Here is a 21,001-nt window from a genome sequence, read left to right as displayed (position 1 = left end):
GGAGAGCTGACCTCAGACGGAAAGATCCTCGGCCAGTCCTCTTAGGAACTCGCTACCCCTATACTTGGCCCATATCAGACAGGTTCCCTCGCTGGAGACCATGCAAGGGCCGTAGGGTCTCTCCGGAGTGCAGGCCCTCATGAAGAGTGGGCACTCCGTGGGTCTGATCATTCCCAAGGTGATCTCGGCGCACCTGCAACCCGGGAGGGAGTCATCGAAGTTTAAGGAACTTTCTCCCACATCATACCTCCTTAGGGCGTCGAATTCAGAGAACTCATCCTTTAGGACCAGCCCGCTGTCCGGAACGATCCCTATTCCCCTCCAATCAGCATCCACCACTTCGGTTGTTGATCTCATCACCTCAATGGCTCTTCTGTTCCCTTCCTTGCTGACGGCCCTCGAGTACTCGTTGAAGAGCCTGGCCTCACCCCTGGCTATCTGCCTCACTATCTCAAGGATGGAGAGGAGCACGTCCACTGGCTCGAAACCGGATACGACCACGGGTATGCGATACTCGGTGGCGACGAACTCCCAGGCCGAGGAGCCCACCACCGTGGAGACGTGACCCGGGGCTATGACTCCCTTTATGGGGGAACCGGGGAACCTTTCCAAGACGTACCTCATTATGGGAGGCGTGAGCCTGTGGGCCACCACGAGGCTAAGGTTGCTGGGGACCTCACCCGAGCGCAGGGGAGCTAGGACGGCGGGTGCCGTTGTCTCGAAGCCTACCGCGAAGAAAGCGGATTCCTTGCCATCCTTGGCCATCCTTATCGCATCAAGCATGCTGTAAACTATCTCAACATTCGCTCCCCTCTCCCTGGCCTCCTCTAGGCTCCTGGGGAGCCCGCTCTTCCTGGAGCCCATCAGCCTGTAGCTGTCCCCGAACGTCATCACTCTCACCCCTTCCATCGCCAGCTTCACCACGGCGTCGACGTAGCGAGCGGGAGTTATGCAGACGGGGCATCCGGGGCCAGCTATCAGCTCCACGCTCTCGGGCATGAGGTACCTCAGCCCGTAGTGCGTTATCACCCACTCGTGAGTCCCGCAGAAGTTCATTATTTTCACATTTCCCAGATTTTTGCTTATTTCTTTTATCTTTCTAGCGATTTTTAATGATATTTCCTTATCCCTCAATTCAGTCAACATCGCTATCCCTCCCCAAGACGAAGGCCACCTGTCCCAGCGCTATACCGCCGTCCCCCGGTGGCACGGAGGAGTTCAGCCTCACCTGAGCGCCCACCTCCCTGAGGGCATCCTCAATGCCAGAGATCAGGATAGAGTTGACGGCTGCGCCTCCTGAAACCAGAACAGAGTTCAAATCGCTACTCTTCAGACCCATCGAGGCCAACCTTCCAAGGGAGTACCCTAGCAGGTATATCGAGGTGAAAGCCAGGTCCTCCCTCCTCGCTTCAACGCTCATCAGCCTCTCCAGGAACTCGCTTGTGTCTACGACGCCACCAACCACCCTGGGGGGATCCACATCCACCAGCCTCCCCCTTGAGGCCGCGGCCTCGAGCCTCATGGCTGGCTCCCCCTCATAGGTCCTCTCGAAGCAGATGCCCAGCAGAGAGCTCACCGCGTCCATGAACCTGCCGGTGCTGGATATTAGAGGCACCCCCCTGCTCCTAGCCTGAATCAAAGATACCCTTGCCTCCTCCTCCCCCATAGGAAGTCCTTTGAGGAGATCATTCTTCCTCAGCACCTCCAGAATCTCCTCATCGCTCATGAAGGTGCTCAGGATCCCTATGAGCATCCTGACGGGGTACCTAGATGCCCTGTCACCCCCGGGCATGGGCTGGGGCCTCAGGTGGCCGATCCTCTCGAAGCCGGAGAACTTGGAGAGGAGAACCTCCCCTCCCCAGAGAGTCCCATCCTCCCCATACCCCAGACCATCCACCGCCACACCAATGGCCCTAGTTTCGAGGCCCAGCCTCTCCTCAGCCATGACAGAGAGCACGTGCGCATGGTGGTGCTGAACCTCTATCAGGCTGGCGCCGTGTCTCTCAGCCCAGATCTCGGCCAGCCTCCTGGATGAATACGCTCTATGCTTGTCCACCACGAGCGCGGCCCTCGATGGATCTATGGAGTAAGCGTTCATGAAGAACCTCAGCATCCTGTCAAGGAACTCCAGGTTCTCCATCTCATCGGTGTCCCCTATGAATTGAGTCAGGACAACCTTGTCATCGAAGGCCACGGCCCCCGCGTTCTGCAGCTCGGCGCCGAATGCTATTACGGGTCTCTTCAGGCGGGCCGGCAGCTTTATCCACATTGGGGCATAGCCCCTTGACCTCCTCAGCATTGTAACCCTCCTGCCGGTGAACCTGAGCACGCTGTCGTCCACCCTGTTGACTATCTCACGATCGTGATGCAGGAAGTAGTCCACCACACCGGACAGCGATCTCCTAGCGCTCTCTACATCGGTGCACATGGGCCTGTTGTGCTCGTTGCCGCTCGTCATTATGAGCACCCCATCGGCCGTCTCCCTCAGCAGCATGTGATGAAGAGCTGTGTAGGGGAGCATGATCCCTATCAGGTGCAGACCCGGCGCCACCAGCTCAGAGATTCCCGAACCGTCCCTCTTAGGCAGGAGGACTATTGGTCTCTCCGGGCTCGTCAGGAGATCCTTTGATGGCCCATCAAGAACAGCATGCCTCTCAACGGTCTCAAGGTCGAGAGCCATGAGGGCGAAGGGCTTGTGAGGCCTCTTCTTCCTTTCCCTGAGCCTCCTGACGATCAGATCGTCCGTTGCCAGGCAGGCGATGTGATAACCTCCTATCCCCTTTATCGCAACTATCTTACCCTCATCTATGAGTCTAGCCGCCCTCCCTATGGGATCCTCGACGCTCAACCTATTCCCCTTGTTATCCTCGAGCCAGAGGGAGGGGCCGCACTCGGGGCAGGAGATTCCCTGAGCGTGGAACCTCCTTAAATTTCCGGGATCTCCGTACTCAGCTTCGCAACTCCTGCAGAGGGGGAACTCCGACATCGAGGTGTTCTCCCTATCGTAGGGAAGCCCCCTCATCATCGAGAACCTGGGGCCGCACCAGGCGCAGCTGTTGAAAGCATACCTGTAGTGCCTGTCCGAGGGGTCGTAAACCTCCCTGAGGCAGTGCTCGCATATGCTGAAGTCCGGCGGTATCATGGAGTAGAGCTCCGACCTAGCATCGCTCTTGAGTATCGAGAAACCGGAGGTCCCGTTTGGCTCATCAGCCCTTATTACCATCTCCTCTATCCTAGCCGGAGGTGGTCTCTCATCCAACAGGGATTTTAAGAACGATGAAATAGATCCCAAACTCCCCTCGATCCTTATCTCTACCTCGCTCCCTCCCAAGTTCTTGACATATCCCGATAAGCTGTATCTGGTGGCCAGTCTATGGATGAAGGGCCTGAAGCCAACTCCCTGAACTATGCCGGATATTTTGACTACCAGAGCTGTAATTCTCTCCTCAAACGGCGCCCTCATCGCTCCAGCACTCCGCCTAATCCTATAGTGATAAGCTCTAATAAATCTTGTTAACAATATTCTGCCGATAACAGGCCACCGCATATAACAGAAGTAGATTTACATACTTTTAAACGAGAATACGGTAATTCATTTAATAATTCTTCTCATATTATTAAAATTCCATAACAAGATTATGAAAAATTTATGATCATAAACTCCATGCTACAATTAAAATTACTGCTATTGAGTGAATAAACATATAGGAACTGAAGATTTGAAATAGTATAACATTATCAGTTTAATGAAGTAGAAGATTGATATTATAGTGTTTTATATCATTTATAGCAATATAATATTTTCCTATAGTTGCGATTAATTATATAATTTCTAACGAGCGTGGGGATAGGGACGTTCTCCATGAGAATCAGGAAATATTTTTAAATTTCAACGTCCTTACAACTGCTGGGGATTCTAGCGATGGCCCCGCTCACTATGGAAAGACCACTTGTAGTGACGGAGGATCTTTCCAAGGAATTCCTGAGACTTGGGGGAGATGGGATAAAGAAATGCTACCAGTGCGGGACATGCACAGCGATATGCCCTAACTCCGAGATCCAGACTGTGAGAGTAAGAAAGTTGATAAAGAAGATCCAGCTTGGGATGAGGCACAGTGTGCTGGGAGATCCTACACCTTGGACTTGCTACTTCTGCGGTGATTGTAACGCGACATGTCCTAAAGAGGCTACGCCTGGATATATAATGGACTCCGCTAGGAAATACCAAGTGATTCACTACAGCCCCTTCAAAATAGGGAAAATATTTTATGAAAGGTTCTCCGCATCAATAGTTTCTGTGGTAATGATTCTAGTGGGAATCCTCGGGATCTTCCTATGGTCCGATGGTCTGAGCAGGCTAGATCTCACTAGAGTGGACATAAATACACTAATCAGTTCGGAAGTGATTCATGAGATAGGGTTATGGCTCCTAGCCTACGTGATTTTGGTGAGCTTAATTAACATCCTTACCATGTATAGGTATGCAAGAGCAACAATGGGGTACGGAAAGAGCGCTAGGCTGTCTGCTTGGATCAGGGAGTTGATAGACGTCGTCCTCAAAGAGGGATTATTCCAGTTGAGACTTAGATGCCAAAAGGGTTTGAATAACAGATATTTAGCTCATCTATCGATATTCTGGGGATTTGTTTTGACATTTGCGGCCACTGGTGTCCACTTCATGTGGTTAACACTCTACCCGGGAGCTCCCGAGCCCTTCATTGTCACAAATACTGCTAGAATTCTAGGGATTGCCGGGGGGTTACTGCTCATGTATGGTAGCATATATTACATAATTCACAGGAGCAGGAAGGATGCCGTTTACGCTGAGCGGACTTACCTGCCTGATTGGTGGCTTCTCTCACTGATCTTTGTGATAGGATTATCGGGCTTCCTAATAACGACAGCGATATATGCAAACATTCCTATGATGGCCTACACATCCTATGGAGTTCACCTAGTGGCCGTTTTCATCTTAATAGTCTCAGCACCATTCTCCAAGCTGGCTCATCTCATCTATAGGCCACTCGCCCTCTGGTTTGCGAAAGTTTGGGAGGGAGGAGTATGAAGCCTGTTGCCGTTGTTGGTGGCGGTATTGCCGGTATTCAAGCGGCCTTGGATCTCGCGAACCAAGGTATTAAGGTTTACCTCATAGAGAGGACACCCTCAATCGGCGGTAGAATGGCTCAACTCGATAAGACCTTCCCCACATTGGACTGCAGCATGTGCATACTGACACCTAGGATGGTAGAGGTTGCTAGAAACAAGAATATAGAGCTTCTAACCTATTGCGACCTTCTAGATGTAAAGGGGGAGGCTGGGAACTTCACATTAAGAATTAGGAAGAAACCAAGATACGTTGACATCGATAAGTGTACTGGCTGTATGGTTTGCTTCAAATATTGCCCATCCAAAGTCCCGGATGAATATAACGAGGGGATGAGCGAGAGAAAGGCCATCTACATTCCATTTCCTCAGTCAGTTCCTTTAAAGGCTACAATAGATGCAGAACACTGCCTTTTCTTCCAGAAAGGAATTTGTAAAAATTGCGAGAAGTTCTGCCCAGCTAAAGCTATAGATTATAACCAAAAACCGGAAGATATCGAACTTAATGTTGCGGCGGTGATATTTGCGACCGGATATGATTTAATAATGGATGCTGACTTCCTGAGGGAACAATACGGCTATGGAGTCTACCCAAACGTTTACACGAATTTAGAGTACGAGAGGATAGTTTCAGCCACTGGACCAACGGGTGGCGAGATCTTAAGGAGATCTGACAAGAAGCATCCGAGGAAGATAGCTTTCATCCAGTGCGTGTGTTCAAGGGACGCTAGGATCAATCCCAACTGTTCTGCGGTCTGTTGCATGGCTTCAGTGAAGGAAGCCATACTGACGAAGGAACACATGCATGACGTTGATGTGACCGTCTTTTACATGGACCTCAGGGCCTTTGGAAAGGGATACCAGGAGTTCTATGACAGAGCGAGAGAAGAATTTGGCGTGAGGTTCATTAGGAGTAAACCAGCCAAGATCTTGGAAGATCCAAATACTAAGAATCTAATAGTATATTACGAAGACACCCAAAAGAGCAAATTCGTTAAGGAGGAGTTCGATATGGTAGTTTTGGCGGTGGGAGTTAAGCCCAGGTTGCCCGACTCCTTCGTACCAACCGCTGAAGACTCCTTCGCTCAGCTTAAGGATCCCATTATGGAGCCAGTAAGCTCACCCTTACCGGGGATATTCGTGATCGGGATGTTAAGCGGTCCTAAGGATATACCTGACTCCGTAGTTCAAGCCAGCGCTGCTGCAATGAAGGCATCCCTTTTAGCGATTAGTCAATAAGTTGGGGGGATTCATATGAGTGAGAGGGTCGGAGTTTCTGGGTCTGAGTCCGAGGAGATAAGGATAGGCGTCTATGTTTGCCACTGTGGCCTCAACATAGCGGGAGTGATAGACGTTAAGGAGCTTGTTGAATATGCTAAAACATTGCCCAACGTTGTGGTTGCCAAGGAGTATGTATTTATGTGTTCTGCACCAGGACAGAACTTAATAAAGGAGGATATTGAGCAGTATAAGCTCAATAGAGTGGTTATAGCTGCTTGTGGGCCTGAGATGCATGAACCCACCTTCAGAGCTGCGGTATCGGAGGCCGGCTTGAATCCATTCTTGATAGATCTCATAGCGATACGTGAGGGAAGCTCTTGGGTACATTACGATAATCCTAAGGCTGCCACCGAAAAAGCAAAGGATATGATAAGGATGTCCGTAGCCAGAGTTAGGAATTTAGAGCCACTAGAAAAGATAAGGGGGGAGGTCGTCCACAGAGCATTGGTGGTGGGAGGCGGAGTGGCTGGGATCACAGCGGCCCTTGATTTAGCCAACAGAGGATTTGAAGTCCACTTGGTGGAAAAGAAACCCACTCTTGGTGGTCATGTGGCTTCGATGGGTTTGTTGAACTGGGAAGGAAGGAGAGTATCCGGCAGAGAGATGGTGAAGAGTCTCCTGGACAGAATTAATGGGAATCCAAGGATTATTGTCCACACAAATTCTGAAGTGGTGGGAGTGGATGGCTCGATAGGAAGCTTCAAGATCACGGTTAAGAAGAGACCTAGGTATGTGAACGAGAACTGCAATCTATGCGGTAAGTGCGTTGAGGTTTGTCCGGTCTCAGTCCCCAACGAATATGAGTACGGGATCAACGAGAGAAAAGCGATATATCTCCCCTTCCTAGGAGCGTACCCTGCGAGGTACGTCATAGATCCAAGTTCCTGTACCTTCTGCGGTAAATGCGTTGAAGTTTGCCCCGTAAACGCTATAAATCTGAAAGAGAAAGATGAGGAGGTCTCCCTCAACGTGGGAGCTATAATCATGGCGGTGGGCCACGACGACTATGAGCCAGCCATTGGGGAGTATGGATATTCCCTCTCCCCGAGAGTGATAACACTGAATCAGCTTAAGAGATACTTAAGCGATGATGGGCCGACTAGGGGAAAGCTTTTAGTGAATGGAAGTGAACCCAAGAGGATCGTTTTCATATCATGCGTGGGTTCGCTCAGTACAACACCTCATGCCAATCAGTACTGCTCTAGAACCTGCTGCATGGCCGCTCTTTCCGAGATGTTACACATAAAGAGCAAATATCCTGATGCGAGCATTTTCTACGTACACAAGGACGTGAGGGTCTATGGAAAGGATGAGAAGTTATATTGGGATGCCATCGAAAATTCCATCAAGTTCGTTAGATTTGATGAGGAGGCTCCCAAGGTATCCATCGAGAATGATGAGTTATACGTGGAGGTCTTCGAAACCACGCTGCAGGAGAGAATATCCATACCGGCGGATCTCGTGGTCTTAGTCACAGGCATGACTCCCATCAAGGAGATAGATTCTGTGAGGAGCCTCTTCAAGGTAGGATGCGGAGGAGATGGATTCCTTAAGGAGTTGCATCTGAAGCTAAATCCAGTGGAGTCTCTCACAGGGGGAATATACTTGGCTGGAACAGCTACGGGCCCGAAGAGCGTGCCTGAGAGCGTGATAACTGGTAGTGCTGCTGCGGCAAAAGCCTCCATACTCTTAGTCAAGGATCAGATAGAGGTAGAGCCTCTGATAGCGGAGGTTGACGAGAACAAGTGTTCTGGTTGCGGTATATGCGTCTCTTTATGTCCGTTCAATGCGATATCGATCCAAAAGAGGGATGATGGTACCAAATATTCGAAGATAGATCCGATGCTTTGCGAGGGTTGTGGAACGTGTGTGGCTGCATGCCCCTCAGCAGCGATACAGCAGTACGGTTATAAGGATAAGCAGATAATACCGCAAATTTTAGCTATATTTGGGAGGTGATCCGGATGGGTGATGAGAATTTTGAGCCAAAGATAGTCGTTATTGCATGTCACTGGTGCACCTATCAGGCGATCAATCTAGCTGGGACGAGTAGGTTCAAGTACCCACCCAACGTCAGGGTGATAAGGGTGATGTGCTCCGGGAGAAGTGATCCTCAATTCGTAATAGAGGCATTCAGGAACGGGGCTGATGGCGTACTAGTTGCAGGCTGCCATCCCGGCGACTGTCACTATGTCAACGGAAACATGAAGACGATGAGGAGAACGGTCTTACTTGAGAAGATGCTTGAACAGATGGGTATAGAGAGGGGAAGATTTAGGAGGGAGTGGATCTCGGCCGCTGAGGCTAAAAAGTGGGTGGACGTTGTGACCGAAATGGTGGAGCAGATCAGGAAGCTCGGACCTCTCGTGATGAGATCTGGTGGAGGTGATGGTTGATGCCCAAGGCCAAGGTAGCCTTTTACTGGTGCGCAAGCTGCGGAGGCTGTGAAGAAGCTCAAGTGGATCTCGCTGACAAGCTATTTGACTTAGTTGAAGCTGCGGATATAGTACTTTGGCCCGTAGCCATGGATTTCAAGAGAGAGGATGTAGAGAGGATGCCTGATGGCTCCATAGATGTCGCCATAATAAACGGCGGGATAAGGATGAGTGAGCATGAGGAGATGGTCAAGCTCCTCAGAAGGAAGTCTAAATTGGTCGTTGCATATGGTAGCTGCGCTCATATGGGGGGAATTCCTGCTCTAGCGAATGCTTACACGAAGGAGTCCATCTTCAAATATGCTTACGAGGAAGCTCCTACAGTTAACAATCCCGAGGGCAGAAGACCAGAGGTGAGGGCCTCGTTTGATGGGGTGGAACTTGAATTGCCCGCATTCTTGGATTATTTGAAACCATTGGATGAAGTCGTAGAGGTTGACTATTATATCCCCGGATGCCCTCCAACCCCGGAGATCACTTGGGAGGCCATCTCCTCAATACTCTCCGGTAAGCTACCACCCAAGGGTCACGTCTTCGGTAGCGACAGGGCCCTCTGCTATGAGTGTCCGCTCAATGAGACAAAACCTGAGAAGATATCTTTGGATACTATAAAGAGACCGCATCAGATCGTATTGGACCCGAACAAATGCTACTTGACCCAAGGAGTATTGTGCATGGGACCAGTCACTAGGGGAGGCTGCAAGGCGCTCTGCATAAAGGGGAACATGCCTTGCACTGGCTGCTTCGGACCAGTAGATGGTGTGAGCTATCAAGGAGCAAAGGCGCTCTCATTCTTCTCCTCAATAATCAACATTGATGATGAAAATACGTTCAGGAAGCTCGTGGAGGAGTTGGGTGTGGATCCGTTGGGATGGTTCGCGAAGTACTGCTTAGGGAAGGGAACAATCTATAGGAAGAAGGAGGAGAGGTGAGTGGCATGAGGGAAGTTGTGATAGATCCCATAACTAGGTTGGAGGGACATGGAAAAATTGTGATAAAGCTTGATGAAAATGGTAATGTTCAGAAAGCAATCTTGCAAGTCCCGGAGCTCAGAGGATTTGAGAAGTTCTTAGTCGGTAGGACCGCTGAGGATGCGCCCCAAATAACCTCCAGAATATGTGGTGTATGCCCATGGGCTCATCACATGGCTGCGACCAAGGCACTAGATGACTTATTCAAGGTTGAACCACCGCTTGCTGCCAAGATGATAAGAGAGTTCGCTTATAATGTCTTCATGCTAGAGGATCATGCTTTACATTTCTTCGTCCTCGGAGGACCAGACTTCATCGTGGGACCAACAGCAGCCAAGGAAGAGAGGAATCTCGTGGGGATCATCAAGAAGCTAGGGGCTGATGTAGTCAAAAACGTCATAATAACTAGGAAGAAGTTGAGGTATCTAGAGCAGCTGATAGGTGGGAAGATAACGCATCCGGTGCTAGGTCTCCCAGGAGGTGTCGCCAAACCGCTCTCGGATGAGGATTGGAAGATATGCTTCGATACCTCGAAGGAGGGGATAGAGTTTGCTAAATTCGCATATAAAGCCCTCAAAGATATAGTGCTTTCGAACGACCAATATGTAGAGTTGATAAAATCGGATGCATATACGCATAAAACGTATTACATGGGACTAGTTGATGATAACAATAACGTCAACTTCTACGATGGGAAGATAAGAGTGGTCGATCCGGAGGGAAGAGAGTTCGCTAAGTTTGATGTGAGGAATTACTTAGATCATATAGCGGAACATGTGGAACCTTGGACCTATGTGAGGTTCACCTACCTTAAGGGCGTGGGATGGAAGGGATTCGTCGATGGGAAGGAGAGTGGTATATACAGCGTAGCCCCGCTTGCTAGGCTCAATGCCTCCAATGGAATGGCGACTCCCATGGCTAACGAACTCTACAAGGAGTTCTACCAAGTTATGGGTGGGAAGCCCATTCATAGCACACTCGCATTCCACTGGGCTAGGGTCATTGAAATGGTGTACGCTGCTGAGAGAATGATGGAACTTATTGAGAATCCGGAGATAAGGAGCAAGGATGTGAGGAATCTCCCGAAAGAGAGGCCTGACGTCGGAATAGGCGTCGTCGAGGCACCCAGAGGAACATTGATTCATCACTACGAGACAGATGAGAGGGGAATAATAAAAAGAGCGAACCTAATAGTTGCAACGCAGAACAATTCAGCTAGAATGGTCCTATCAGTAGATAAAGCCGCCAGATCTCTTATAAAGAATGGAAAAATAGATGACGGAATTCTGAACATGGTGGAGATGGCCTTCAGGGCTTACGATCCGTGCCACGCCTGCGCGACTCACTCGCTGCCAGGCTCAATGCCGCTGATAGTTAGGATATACGATAGTGATGACAACCTGATAAAAGAGATTAGAAGAGATTGATCAACAAAATGCCTGCCATATAGGCCTAAAACAATTTTTATAGATCATCATTCATATTTTATTTTTGCTCTCAAGTGATTGGGATGAGAGTCCTTATCTTGGCGCTGGGAAATGAGCTATTTGGGGATGATTGCGCAGGGTTTTTAGTAGCGGACGAACTCTTATCGAAAATGCCCAAAAACCTAAAGTCAATTGATGTAATAAAAACTTCCGAATCAGGCATTAAGCTGTTAGATTATTTTATGATGGATTATGATTATGTGATATTAATAGATTCTATAATAGGTGACAGAGTAGGTGAGATCGTGATGATAGAGCCAGGTTCCCCCCGTCGGGCCGTTGCACCATCACCCCATTATTACGGCATTCCTGAGATATTAAACCTGTTAGAGGAGTTAAATGAGAAGATTCCTGTGGTGAAGATCTATGGTATAACAATCAATAAGCCGGATATAGGTTCCCCTGTCAGCGAGGGAGTCAGGAGCGCAGCGAGGATACTCGCCGAGCTCATATTAGCTGAATTAATTGAGCTTCTTCAGACTCACCAGCAAGCCTCGCCCGGTGATGTCTAAATTTTTAAGGCTGTGGAAGTTTTTGAGGCAGGTGGAATGTAATGCATGAATGGTCGCTCGCGGAGGCCATAGTCGATAGCCTGATCCCGGTTATACTGCGGGAGGGTGCCAAGAGAGTCTCGGAGGTCGAGATAGTATACGGGGAGATGATGGAGCTGGAGTTGGACATACTTAGGTTCGCGCTGGAGGAGCTGTCCAAAGGAACCCCCTTGGAGGGATCAAAGTTCGTGTTCAAGGAGGAAGAGGCTTCCTTCAGGTGCAACTCCTGCGGTCATAGGTGGAACTTCAAGCAAGTCCATGACTCGCTTCCCGAGGATCTAGGGATAAGGGAGGGGGAGAACGGCGAGAGGGAGAGCCCCATTCACTTCATCCCAGAGCTAGCTCAGGCTCTGATGAGGTGCCCCAATTGCGGTAGCAGGGACTTCGAGGTGGAATCCGGGAAGGGTTTGAGCGTCCGCAGGTTGGTCCTAGAGGGGTGAGTCCCTTGGAGGACATGATCTTCGAGAGAGCCAAGAAAAAGCTCAAGGGAGTGGGGAAGGTTACCTTAGTTGCCTCTGGGAAAGGAGGCGTGGGTAAGAGCGTGATCGCAGCCTCACTAGCGATAGTTTCGGCTGATAGAGGTTATAAAACAGCTTTATTGGACCTAGACGTCCATGGACCATCCGTACCCGGGATATTCGGGTTCAAGGGTGAGATAAGAGCAGGTAAGGGTGGTCTGGTTCCACCCGTGGTCAATGGAGTTAAGCTCATGTCGCTGGGCTTGATGATAGGGGGGAATCCTGTTCCACTGAAGGGGGAGAGCAAGAGGTCGGTCCTATCATTCCTCCTCGCCATAACGGACTGGGGAGAGCTGGACCATCTGGTTATAGACATGCCTCCCGGAACGGGGGATGAGACCATATTCGGGGTGAGGGTCCTCAGGGGGCTGAGCAACGCAGGCGCTTTGGTAGTTACAACCCCCTCCTCACTATCGAGGTCCGTCGTCATGAGACTGGTCGAGCTGCTCAGGGAGGAGGGTGTCAGGATCCACGGGCTCGTCGAGAACATGGCATACATCGAGTGTCACGGCGAGCTTATAAGACCGTTCGGGAGCATTGATGAGGATTTCCTCAGGGAATGCGGTCTCAGGGTGCTGGCTAGCCTGCCCATAGATCCTTCGGTGGAGGAGAGTATCAGGAAAGGGAAAGTCACAGAGCTACCCGGGAGCTTCAGGATGCAGTTGGGGAACCTGTTGGATGCCCTGATGGAGGTGGGGTGACTTGTGCCTGGGCATACCCGGAAGGGTCTTGGAGGTGAGGGAAGGAAGGGCTCTGGTCGACTTCGGGGGAGTGGTGAGGGAGGTCGACGCGAGCCTCGAGGAGGTTTCACCGGGAGACTACGTGCTGGTCCACGTCGGCATGATAATAGCCAAGATAGATGAGGAGGAGGCCTCTGAGATAATGGCCCTCCTGAGGGAGATCGAGAGCTATGAGATCGCTTGATTCAGAGGAAGCCAAGGTGAAGCTGTCCCACGGATCTGGCGGGAAGGAGACAAGTCTGATTGTGGAGAGGCTCATACTTTCGAAGCTATCTGGTGAGGAGCTTTCCCTGGAGGGGGGAGTCGGCCTCGGGGAGCTGGATGACGGCGCAGCCATCCCCCTGCCGGATGGGAAGTACTTGGTACTCTCGATAGACTCCTACACGGTCAACCCTCCCTTCTTCCCAGGGGGGGACCTGGGAAAGCTGGCGGCCTGCGGCACGATAAACGACGTGCTGATGATGGGAGGGGTTCCGAAAGTGATACTGGATTCAATAATAGTCGAGGAAGGATCTCCCATCTCCGAGGTTGAGATGATAGCTAACAGCCTCATCGAGACGTTGAGGAGCGAGGGAGTGAAGCTCGTCGGAGGGGACTTCAAGGTTATGCCGAGGGGTCAGCTTGACCGCTACGTGATAACCACGGCCGGCTTGGGGATAGCCAAGAGACCCATAGTCGATTCCAGGGTGAGGGCCGGGGACAAGGTAATAGTCACGGGCACGATAGGGGAGCACGGAGCCGCTATATTAGCGGCTCAGGAGGGGCTTTCCGTCAAGGGAGAGTTGAGGAGCGATGTGGAGCCGCTGACGAGGCTAATGGTGCCTCTCATCGAGAAGTATGGGGAGAGTATACACGCGGCTCAGGACCCAACGAGGGGCGGCTTGGCCCAAACGCTCAATGAATGGGCCAAGAAGTCGGGCCTCCTCTTGGTCGTGAGTGAGGAAAGGGTCCCCGTTAGGGAGGAGGTCAGGGCCTTCACCGAGCTGCTGGGGATAGATCCCTTCTTCCTGGCCTGCGAGGGCAGGGCCGTCTTGGGAGTTGATGGAAGTCTCGCTGAGGAGATATTGGACTTCATCAGGGATCTGGGTTACTCTGATGCCTCGATAATTGGGGAGGTGAGAGAGAATAGGGATTACGGAGGCATTGTGATCATGAGGACCCTAGTGGGTGGTCTGAGGATCCTCGAACCCCCCTCGGGGGTCATAGTGCCCAGGATATGCTGAACATTTTTATGAAATTTGGCATAGTATCGGCATCAAATCTGCCAATTTTAGCACCGCTTCTACCATTCGGTGATAAGTGATGTAATAAATCTCCGTTGAGATATTCATTTGTGTAATTATTTTCACTTAGATTGCATCAATTATGATAAAATTTTCCAAATATTGATGTTAAAATCAATTACATTCATAACGGCATGGTTTTATACTGAGCAGGGCGTGTAGCTACGATAGCGATGGATCTCGCGAGGATCAGGGAAGCCGCCCATATGATCGCCAAGAAGGAGCCAGCCCTTTCCAACTCTGTGCTATTTTTCCTAAATATTTTAGAAGCTCAGGCTCATATTGGCGAAATTATATCCGCTTATTTCCGCAACGAGGAGGGGCGTATGCTGCAATGTCTCGAGCTGGCGGAATCGGAGGGCTCCTCCCTCTTCGACATCTGCTATCTCCCGAAGATTGATCGCTCCTCATGGAAGGAGATCGCATCCATCCTATCCTCCGCTCTGGCCTCCCAGAGGGAGGACCTCAGGGAGGAGGCGAATACCATCAATGAGTCCCTCGAGGAAGACCTCTTCGACCCGGAGAGCCTGGCCAGGCTTTCCTTCGAGGGAGATTTGAATTACGCTAGGGGGGTCTCCTTCACAATAGGCGTCAGCGAGGATCTATTGGTCGCCCTAGGGGTCTGGATGATGCAGTCCATCTTCATTAAAATTAGGGAGATCCTAGAGGGAAAGATCGATCTCAAGGGGTGGAACAGGGGCTTCTGTCCCATCTGCGGAAGCTACACGAGGCTCTCATTCTCAGATGAGAGCGGGGTCCATCTTAAATGTGAGATCTGCGGTATGGAGTGGGAGTACCCGGAGGGCACGTGCCCGTTCTGCGGATCCTCCGATGTTGGGTCGACCGAGCCGAAGGAGGGGTTCCGCATGATGAGGTGCAACGGGTGCGGGAACGGCTGGAACTTCTTCGATGAGGGCGTTATTGGGAGGGACATCCCCAGGGAGTTGTATCAAATATTGATGCTAAAATACGAGGAAACTCAGCTTTGAGACCCTTTATAGCTCCTCGCCTCACTTCCATTTAATCCTGCACGCAAGAGCCCTGCGATACCATTTTATATTCCTCATAGAGGGTGATCGCGGAGACCCTCATGATGGCTATGCAGGCGATCAGGTTGATGCAGTTCGGGGGCCTCGGGCTTCCGGAGATCCTGCTCATCATTCTGATAGCCCTGATCCTCTTCGGCCCAAGGAAACTACCTGAACTCGCCAGGGCAATGGGCGAGGCCGTCAGGGAATTCAGAAGGGCATCCTCCCAAGTGGTTGAGGAGGATGCGAGAAGGAAGGAGGAGAGGAAGAGCAGCATAAGGGAGCTGGCGCTAAGCCTGGGCATAGACGTCGCTGGAAAAACTGATGATGAGATCCTGGAGGAGATAAAATCTAGGATAAAGGAAAGGGAAGGATGAGATCCTACTCCCCATGGAACCTCTTGGAGAGGATGTAGGACAACCAGTAGAGGATGAGGAATGGCAAGGATAATGCGAGCATCGACACCGGGGTCGGGTCAGGGGTTATCACCGCTGTTATCACGAGGGTCAGGAGGAACGCATACCTCCAGTTCCCCCTTATCGAGGACGGGGATATTATTCCCAGGTAGGAGATCGCGGCCACCAGCAAGGGGAACGTGAAGAAGAGGCCTACTATCAGAAGACCGCTTATCACGAAGGAGAAGAATTCGCTCAGGGAGAAGATCAGCCTTATTCCGCTCAGGATGTATATGTAAGAGAGGAAGAGTATCGTGAGGGGCATCACCACGAAGTACGCGTAGACAACCCCTGAGGCGAACAAAAGGGTGAATCCGATGATGAAAGGTATCAGCATTCTTTTCTCATGGCTCTCAAGTGCTGGCTCTATGAAATCGTATATCTGCTTCGCTATGTAGGGGGAGGAGAAGATGAAGCCCAGGAGCAATCCCAGTATGAACATAACCTCCAGAGAATCTATCCAGCTGTAGGCTATGAGCTCTATCCTCAGCTCATCGATCCCCAGGAGTGATGCCAGGGGTCTTGTCACCGGGTTGTTCAGATTCGTCATATCGCTCCTTATCCTATCGATCAGGGACAGTACCAGTGGTCTGTAGATGATACCGCCCCGGGAGATGTATGAGGGATCCGGTGAGAAGGGGATTATTATTGAGGAAACTATCAGAGCGATCAGTATCCTTCTAATCCTCTCGAGGAGCTCTATTAAGTGCTCCTGTATCGGTGCTTCCTCATCGGGACACATTTCGGTTTCCCACGGCTGATCCGTCAGCGCTAATAAATCTTTCCGATGGGCCCCGATGTGTGAACGCCGAAACTGAAAGCGAGTCGGCTGAATTGGGGTTTCAGATCCCAAGTTCCCCTACTATCCTCATGACGATTTCGCACTTGCTCAGGATCTCTCCATAATCGATCGTATCCACGGCCGGGCATTCATCGTCCAGCTCGCAGTTCCTAGTGATGACGTTGAACACCACGGGATAGGCCCTGCATCCCAGCGGGCGGGCCTCGTATATCACGCACCTTCCATCATGCAGGAAGTAACATCTGCCATTTATATTCCTCAACCTGATGAAACCATCCCTGAACTCACTGAAATCCTCTCTCCTGTAGCCCATAGATTCTATCCTTCTTACGTCGCTCTCCGTCAGTATCATCTCGGTCTCGAGGCAGCAGGCATGGCACCCGTTCGGGCATCGCATAAAATTAAAAGTGGACGCATCTCATAAAACGATTATGCATTTGGAGGCCATGATTAGCAAGGGACTTGAGTTGGGCTCTGAGTTCGTTGAGATCCGAGAGGAGAGGATCCGCACCACGATACTGAGGGTCATCGATGGGGTGGTGAGGGAGCTCAGCAGCGGGGATGAGTTCAGAATAGGCGTTAGAACTCTCTATAGGGGAGGATGGGGGTTCAGCGTTGCCAGATCGGAGGAGGAGCTCGAGGACGCTCTAAGGGATTCTTTTGAGCTTGCAAGACTTTCATCGAACGAGTCTCGGCGTTTAGAAGCGGATTGGCCCTCATTTAAGGGTAGTTACGAGGTTATGGGGAAAGAACCCGCTTATGAGGTCCCTGTGGAGAGGAAGCTTGCCATGTTGTTTGAGCAGCATAAGGCGGCCAGCTCCTTGAAAGAGGTCAGGAACACCAACATCTCCCTAGTAGACTCCTTCAGGGAGACTAGGATAGTGAACTCCTTAGGGACAGATGTGAGGCAGAGAATAGGCAGGGTCAGGATAGCGGCTTACGTATTCGCTCACGAGGCGGGGGTGACGGAAGCGGCTTTCGAGTCCAAGGGAGGTTTGGGTGGCATCGAGGTGGTGGAGGGAAGCGATGTCGCTGAGAGAGCGGCCAGGAGGGCTGTTGAAGCGCTATCCGCTGTGCCAGCCCCACCGGGTCCTCATAAGGCGATACTCGATCCCAAGCTGGCCGGCGTGTTCATACATGAGGCCTTCGGTCACGCCGCAGAGGGGGACTCCGTCGTCAACGGTGAGAGCATCCTGACGGACATGATGGGGAAGCCCGTGGGTCCCCCCTCGATAAGCGTGGTCGATGATCCGACGCTGGAGGGACTTTACGGCAGTTATAGGTATGATGATGAGGGGACCGAGGCCAGGAGAAAGTACATAGTTAGGAATGGAATTCTGATTGGCTACCTCACAAATCTCGAGGTGTCCAAGAGGCTGAACCTCGAACCCACCGGTAATGCCAGATCGATGGACTTCGGCAACCCTCCCGAGGTCAGGATGTCGAACACTTTCATAGATAGGGGTGATTGGAGCCTTGAGGAGATGATCTCCGAGATCAAAGAGGGTATCTATGCCTTCGGATCCCTCTACGGATACACGGATCCGGCGAAGGGACAGTTCATGTTCAAGGCCGAGGGTGGATGGCTCGTAGAGAGGGGAGAGATGACCAGAAGATTGAGGGAGGTCGCGATCACGGGCATGACCCTCGAGGTGCTCCACAACGTGGATGCGGTGGGCAAGGATCTATATCATGATCCCGGAAGCTGTGGTAAGAAGGGTCAGTGGGTTCCGGTCACCACGGGATCCCCTCACCTGATGATAAGGAGCCTGGTCTTCGGGGGGAGGTGATGACATGCTCGCTGAGGATGCCGTGAGGGCAGCTATATCAGAGGGGGCGGATGGGGCGGAGGCCTTCGAGGTCCGCATCAGGGGCATATCCCTCAGCGTTGAGAGGGGATCTCTGAAGACCTCCAGTACATTTAGGGAAACCGGGCTGGGCGTCAGGGCCTGCATAGGAAAAAAGCTAGGTATTGCATTCGCTACAAATCCCTTGGAAGGAGCTTCCATTGGTAGGAGGGCCTTCATGAACGCGAAGGCCTCCCCCGAGGACTCTGACTTCCGGTCCCTGCCCGAGCCCCTGAGGGTTGAGTTCATGGAGGGGCTCATGGATGATAGGATCAGGGACATGGACGTTGGGGATGCTTCCTCCACTTTCATGGCCTCCGTGGAGGCTGCGAGGCTCTCCCCTGCCATCGTCTCAGTATCGGGGATATTCACCCTGACTTATGAGGAGGTCAGGATATTCAGCTCCACGGGCGTCGATGTCCACGAGAGCAGGACCTCCTTCGACGTGTTCCTAGAGGTTGCGGCTAGGGATGGAGATAGGAGGGGCTCCGGATTCAACTTCTCAAACGGCAGAAGACTCGATGTGCTCGATCCCGAGAGATTAGGAAGGGAAGCTGGGGAGATCGCCATAAGGAGCTTGGATTCCGTGAGGATAGGCGTCGAGATGATCCCCGTGATATTCAGGCCCAAGGCCCTTCACGGCATTATCCCCTTCATAGTGAACGACGCGGCCAATGCGGAGAACATACAGTATGGGAGGAGCTTCCTCACCAACAGGCTGGGCGAGGAGGTGGGAAGGGAGGAGCTGTCAATAGTGGATGATGGAAGGATCCCCTGGCTCATAGGGAGCTCGAGCTTCGATGACGAGGGGGTCCCCACGGGGAGGACCAAGGTGATCGAGAGGGGGGTGTTCAGGAGTCCCATACACAACTGGTACACCGCGAAGAAGGAGGGCAGGGAGAGCACGGGTAACGCCTCGAGGGACTACAGGAGGATGCCTTCCGTGGGAGCAAATAATGTCAGGATAGAGGCCCCCTCCCTTGAGATGAGCGAGGAGGAACTCCTAGATGTAAGGAGAGGGGTCTTGGTGCTTTACACCGGGGACACCCCCAACCTGGCCACGGGCGAGTTCAGTGGAATGGCTGAGACCGCTTTCCTGATCGAGAATGGAGAGCTCACGAAATCTCTGAGACAGACGGGAATCGCGTTCACGCTGGAGGAGCTCATGAGGGAGCTCGAAGGGGTCGGCCGTGACGTCGAGTCAGTCGGATCTTACTTCGGGGGTTCCATAAGGCTCAAGGCTAGGGTTTCGGGACCGGGGTCCTCATGATACTCGTAGTGAACTTCGGGGGGCAGTACGCACACCTCATCGCCAGGAAGATCAGGGATCTCGGGGTGTACTCCGAGATAATACCATACACCAGGGCCAGCTACGAGGAGATAGAGGCCAGGAAACCGGCTGGGATAATCCTCTCAGGAGGGCCCAGCAGTGTCTACTCGCCGAACTCCCCATCCATAGACCCAAGGGTCTTGGAAATGGGATTACCAGTGCTGGGGATATGCTACGGTTTTCAGCTAATAGCGAAGCTCCTCGGGGGAGAGGTCAGGAGAGGGATTGGGGAGTTCGGCCCCACGAGGATTCGCGTGCTCAAGGAGGACGAGCTCCTGGAAGGATGGAGCGGTGAGTTCGTGTGGATGAGTCACTCGGACTTCGTCTCCAAATTGCCTGAGGGCTTCCTTATCACATCCATCTCCGAGAACGGTTACGTGAGCTCCTTTAAGCATGAGAGCAAGCCCATCTACGGGGTTCAGTTTCATCCTGAAGTCAAGCACACCCAGGGAGGCATGAAGATCCTCGAGAACTTCATTAGGATAGCTGGAGCCGACAGGGACTGGGACGCGGAGAGGATGCTCCTCCTGATAGAGAGATACCTCATGGACGAGGTGTCCAAGTGCAAGAAGGTGCTGGTTGCCGTTAGCGGGGGAGTAGACTCCACGCTCTCCGCGCTGCTTGTCAGCAGAGTGGCCAAGGAGAAGCTAGTCCCCGTTTTCGTGAATCACGGCCTCCTCAGAAAAGGGGAACCGGAGAGCGTCCTCTCTTCCCTGAGGAAGATCGGTATAGATGTGATTTACGTGGATGCCTCCCAGGAATTCCTCAGAGCCCTGAGAGGGGTCAAGGATTGCGAGGAGAAGAGGGCAATAGTTGGTGAGCTGTTCGCCAGGATATTCATGGAGGTGTTCGAGAGGGAGGGATGCGACTGCCTGGTTCAGGGTACCCTCTATCCTGATGTGATCGAGAGCGGCGTCGAGGTGGGGGCCGATAGGATAAAGAGCCATCATAATGTGGCGGGTCTTCCCAGCTGGTTCAGGGGAAGGGTGATAGAGCCCCTCCGTCACCTGTACAAGGATGAGGTCAGGAGGCTGGCGAGGCGCCTCGGGGTGCCCGAGGAGATAGTGAGCAAGCACCCCTTCCCCGGCCCAGGGCTCTCAGTGAGGATAATAGGGGAGGTCACCAAGGAGAAGCTTGAGATAGTTAGAGAGGCATCCAGCATAGTTGAGG

Annotated in this window: 20 protein-coding genes; 16 read left to right on the top strand and 4 right to left on the bottom strand. The window is 51.9% G+C overall.

The window, feature by feature from the left end; all coding sequences use genetic code 11:
* Window positions 1–12 precede the first annotated feature (12 nt).
* Window positions 13–1,152 carry a hydrogenase formation protein HypD gene (locus BA066_01545; GenBank protein RDD53992.1) on the bottom strand — a complete coding sequence of 380 codons (1,140 nt, stop codon included), beginning with the start codon at window positions 1,150–1,152 and terminating at the stop codon, window positions 13–15.
* Window positions 1,136–3,463: a carbamoyltransferase HypF gene (gene hypF / locus BA066_01540; protein RDD53991.1), complete on the bottom strand. Its 2,328-nt coding sequence runs from the start codon at window positions 3,461–3,463 to the stop codon at window positions 1,136–1,138. The genes BA066_01545 and hypF overlap by 17 nt, the downstream gene beginning before the upstream one ends.
* A gap of 459 nt (window positions 3,464–3,922) precedes the next feature.
* Between hypF and BA066_01535 the strand changes: the two genes are divergently transcribed.
* The 13 genes from BA066_01535 (at window position 3,923) to tatA (ending at window position 15,774) form a co-directional block, all read left to right on the top strand.
* Window positions 3,923–5,065: a 4Fe-4S dicluster domain-containing protein gene (locus tag BA066_01535; protein RDD53990.1), complete on the top strand. Its 1,143-nt coding sequence runs from the start codon at window positions 3,923–3,925 to the stop codon at window positions 5,063–5,065.
* Entirely contained in the window at window positions 5,047–6,342 is a 1,296-nt protein-coding gene (locus BA066_01530; GenBank protein RDD53989.1) for a CoB--CoM heterodisulfide reductase iron-sulfur subunit A family protein, read from the top strand. The genes BA066_01535 and BA066_01530 overlap by 19 nt, the downstream gene beginning before the upstream one ends.
* 15 nt (window positions 6,343–6,357) lie before the next feature.
* Complete coding sequence (locus BA066_01525) at window positions 6,358–8,343, top strand: CoB--CoM heterodisulfide reductase iron-sulfur subunit A family protein (GenBank protein ID RDD53988.1); 1,986 nt, start codon at window positions 6,358–6,360, stop codon at window positions 8,341–8,343.
* A 5-nt stretch (window positions 8,344–8,348) separates the two neighbouring features.
* Window positions 8,349–8,780: a hydrogenase iron-sulfur subunit gene (locus BA066_01520; protein ID RDD53987.1), complete on the top strand. Its 432-nt coding sequence runs from the start codon at window positions 8,349–8,351 to the stop codon at window positions 8,778–8,780.
* A complete protein-coding gene (locus BA066_01515) occupies window positions 8,780–9,751 on the top strand; it encodes an oxidoreductase (protein ID RDD53986.1) in 972 nt (323 codons plus the stop codon). Before BA066_01520 ends, BA066_01515 begins: the two co-directional genes overlap by 1 nt.
* A 5-nt stretch (window positions 9,752–9,756) precedes the next feature.
* Window positions 9,757–11,217 (top strand): Ni/Fe hydrogenase subunit alpha, encoded by a 1,461-nt coding sequence (locus BA066_01510; protein ID RDD53985.1) that lies wholly within the window; start codon window positions 9,757–9,759, stop codon window positions 11,215–11,217.
* Window positions 11,218–11,291: 74 nt separating this feature from the next.
* Window positions 11,292–11,789 (top strand): hypothetical protein, encoded by a 498-nt coding sequence (locus BA066_01505; GenBank protein RDD53984.1) that lies wholly within the window; start codon window positions 11,292–11,294, stop codon window positions 11,787–11,789.
* A 41-nt stretch (window positions 11,790–11,830) separates the two neighbouring features.
* Window positions 11,831–12,268 carry a hydrogenase nickel insertion protein HypA gene (hypA, locus tag BA066_01500; GenBank protein RDD53983.1) on the top strand — a complete coding sequence of 146 codons (438 nt, stop codon included), beginning with the start codon at window positions 11,831–11,833 and terminating at the stop codon, window positions 12,266–12,268.
* 5 nt (window positions 12,269–12,273) lie between these two features.
* Entirely contained in the window at window positions 12,274–13,047 is a 774-nt protein-coding gene (locus tag BA066_01495) for an ATP-binding protein (GenBank protein RDD53982.1), read from the top strand.
* Between the two features lies 1 nt (window position 13,048).
* Window positions 13,049–13,270 carry a HypC/HybG/HupF family hydrogenase formation chaperone gene (locus BA066_01490; protein RDD53981.1) on the top strand — a complete coding sequence of 74 codons (222 nt, stop codon included), beginning with the start codon at window positions 13,049–13,051 and terminating at the stop codon, window positions 13,268–13,270.
* Window positions 13,257–14,309, top strand: a complete 1,053-nt coding sequence (gene hypE, locus BA066_01485; GenBank protein ID RDD53980.1) for a hydrogenase expression/formation protein HypE — start codon at window positions 13,257–13,259, stop codon at window positions 14,307–14,309. Before BA066_01490 ends, hypE begins: the two co-directional genes overlap by 14 nt.
* Before the next feature lie 233 nt (window positions 14,310–14,542).
* Window positions 14,543–15,358: a formate dehydrogenase accessory protein FdhE gene (locus BA066_01480; GenBank protein ID RDD53979.1), complete on the top strand. Its 816-nt coding sequence runs from the start codon at window positions 14,543–14,545 to the stop codon at window positions 15,356–15,358.
* A 101-nt stretch (window positions 15,359–15,459) separates the two neighbouring features.
* Entirely contained in the window at window positions 15,460–15,774 is a 315-nt protein-coding gene (gene tatA, locus BA066_01475) for a twin-arginine translocase TatA/TatE family subunit (protein RDD53978.1), read from the top strand.
* Window positions 15,775–15,778: 4 nt separating this feature from the next.
* Here the strand turns inward: tatA and BA066_01470 are convergent, their stop codons facing one another.
* The gene (locus tag BA066_01470; protein ID RDD53977.1) at window positions 15,779–16,594 is read right to left on the bottom strand and encodes a preprotein translocase subunit TatC; all 816 of its coding nucleotides are present in this window, start codon (window positions 16,592–16,594) and stop codon (window positions 15,779–15,781) included.
* A 100-nt stretch (window positions 16,595–16,694) separates the two neighbouring features.
* Window positions 16,695–17,051, bottom strand: coding sequence for a YkgJ family cysteine cluster protein (locus BA066_01465; protein RDD53976.1), 357 nt, complete (start codon window positions 17,049–17,051; stop codon window positions 16,695–16,697).
* Window positions 17,052–17,085: 34 nt separating this feature from the next.
* On the opposite strand from BA066_01465, the gene BA066_01460 reads away from it, so the two are divergent.
* From BA066_01460 to BA066_01450, 3 genes are all read left to right on the top strand, one after another.
* On the top strand, window positions 17,086–18,444 hold the full coding sequence (locus BA066_01460; GenBank protein RDD53975.1) for a TldD/PmbA family protein: 1,359 nt from the start codon (window positions 17,086–17,088) through the stop codon (window positions 18,442–18,444).
* A 4-nt stretch (window positions 18,445–18,448) separates the two neighbouring features.
* Entirely contained in the window at window positions 18,449–19,771 is a 1,323-nt protein-coding gene (locus BA066_01455) for a TldD/PmbA family protein (protein RDD53974.1), read from the top strand.
* Window positions 19,768–21,001 (top strand): glutamine-hydrolyzing GMP synthase (locus BA066_01450; GenBank protein RDD53973.1); only part of this gene is annotated, 1,234 nt, incomplete at its 3' end. The genes BA066_01455 and BA066_01450, both read left to right, overlap by 4 nt.

Source organism: Candidatus Korarchaeota archaeon NZ13-K (assembly GCA_003344655.1).
Taxonomy (GTDB): domain Archaea; phylum Korarchaeota; class Korarchaeia; order Korarchaeales; family Korarchaeaceae; genus Korarchaeum.
This window is presented reverse-complemented; position numbering and strand designations above follow the sequence as displayed.